The following is a 1,893-nucleotide window of genomic DNA, read 5'->3' on the forward strand; positions in this document are numbered from 1 at the left end:
CTCGAACGTCTTGTTAAAAACATTGGATGTTTGTCATTCAATATTCGTAACCAACAGAAGCATATTCCACTTAATATAATAGTCAGTTACTTTTAAATTAAGTGGCTTGGTCGAACTATAAGTCATTCAAAAGGACTAAAAACAGTTGGCTAGGTTCGCTGCGCTCACTATTTTAGCCAACAATTTTTAGCCTCTTAATGAGGCGTTATAAGTAATCAAAGCATTGGAGTCATGGATGAATCTACGAAGCTTCTCAATAAAACGTTTTTTACTATTATCTTTTATATTTAATTTACCGCCAATACTGGCTGTCACAAAAATAGGGCTTCTATTTTTACCTTTATTATTCTGGGTTAACATACCTGTTTTATGGACTGGTATTGCAAAAGCTATGGGGAATGCTCACTTTGAAATAAAGGAGTTTGGAGCATTACCACAGACTGTATCGGCATATGCAATAATTATAATCTTTTGGCTTATAATCGCAGCTTTAATTACTCTGATAACCAGTAAAACCAAGTCGGAGTAAATTACTTATAACAAGGCAATCAAACGGACACGTACAGTTGGCTCGGTTCCGCTTCGCTTCACATTTTAGCCAACAATACTTAGCCGCTTATTGTGGCGTTATGTGCCAATCAACTATCAAGCAAAGGAGTTAATATGCGAGTTATATTTTTGATTGGATTTTTATTCATTTCATTTAACTCATCTGCATCGAAGTTTGAAAAATTTATTGCAGAAGTGAATGAAGAACTCAAATCAAGCCAATCAACTGATACCATTTATCCCACCTCAATTTACATTATATCTAAACAATCTGAAGACGAGGGTATAAGAAGTTTAGCTAAAAATTTTCCTGATGACTTTGCTCCAACCGTTATCTACACATGGATTTCAAACGATCAAAATACTATAAAAAGGATTCAAGGTGATCCTTTAGGCGTTATTAAAAAAATGATGTCTGAAAGGTTTGAGAGTGAGATGTATAAAAATTGCTTAATAAAAGACAGCACTGAAACTATTATAACTTCAAATGGCTATGACCTAATGTATGTACATAAAAGCCCAGAGGGTTGGGAGTTAATGACTTCTACTATAAAACAAGGTAAATGTAATAAACTAGCCAGTGGCACATAACAAGTCGTTAAAGCAGGACAAATAACAGTTGGCTTTTGCTCCTGCGTCGCTAATTTTAGCCAACATATTATTTGCCTCTTAACGAGGCGTTAGGTGAGTCATGGAACCCGAAGCGTTAAATACTTTAGAACTTGAAGCTGAAAATCTGAAGCAAAAAGTAAAAGATGATTTGGGCGAAAATATTCCAAAGGACATTGAGTATCTTTTTTGTGAGACGGCTTTTTTCTTCCTTGATGAAGCGCTTGCAAATTGGCGGCGTTTTGAAAGGTATGATGAGCTTATCGAATACATATTATGGAATTATAAGGAAAAGGGTGGCGTAGAGTTCTGGAAGCAGGTTTTACTCGATTTGCGTCTTAAAAAGGACGAGGATCGAGCGCATCGGCTTCTAGACGGGCTTTATGCCGGGAGATCAAAGAGGTTTTGGGATGCATTGAAAAACTTCAAAAAGCACCCGGAAAATCACTTTTCGGCTGCTACTTGCGCGCAAGCGAAGGGTGAAGTCATGGAGGTTCTATATGAGCACGCTTTTTTGGTGGAGAATAAACCCGAAGCAGAGCAAAACACCGAGCGGGTTCAACTAGTAAGGCAGCGTATTTGGGAAATATCGAGTGAAAAACGAGTCACCTAACAACACGCCCTGAGGTGGACGACTAGTAAAATTTAGCTATTAACTGCAAATTTTAAAAGTGGTGAGCCTCTGCGTTTTAAGGCCGCTAAATACGTCGATTCATCGTAGGGTGTATTCGTTTT

The 1,893-nt window shown here is 37.5% G+C and carries 2 protein-coding genes; both read left to right on the forward strand.

All coding sequences use genetic code 11. The features are described from left to right. Nucleotides 1-663: 663 nt before the first annotated feature. On the forward strand, nucleotides 664-1,140 hold the full coding sequence (locus H5090_RS20480; RefSeq protein ID WP_182696620.1) for a hypothetical protein: 477 nt from the start codon (nucleotides 664-666) through the stop codon (nucleotides 1,138-1,140). A gap of 100 nt (nucleotides 1,141-1,240) precedes the next feature. Next, nucleotides 1,241-1,771 carry a hypothetical protein gene (locus H5090_RS20485; protein WP_182696621.1) on the forward strand — a complete coding sequence of 177 codons (531 nt, stop codon included), beginning with the start codon at nucleotides 1,241-1,243 and terminating at the stop codon, nucleotides 1,769-1,771. Nucleotides 1,772-1,893: the final 122 nt, after the last annotated feature.

Source organism: Pseudoalteromonas sp. SR43-5, assembly GCF_014163835.1.
Taxonomy (GTDB): Bacteria; Pseudomonadota; Gammaproteobacteria; order Enterobacterales; family Alteromonadaceae; genus Pseudoalteromonas; species Pseudoalteromonas distincta.

Coding starts and splice junctions, on each gene's coding strand:
- H5090_RS20480 (WP_182696620.1), top strand. CDS start 664: ATGCGAGTTATATTTTTGATTGGATTTTTATTCATTTCATTTAACTCA.
- H5090_RS20485 (WP_182696621.1), top strand. CDS start 1,241: ATGGAACCCGAAGCGTTAAATACTTTAGAACTTGAAGCTGAAAATCTG.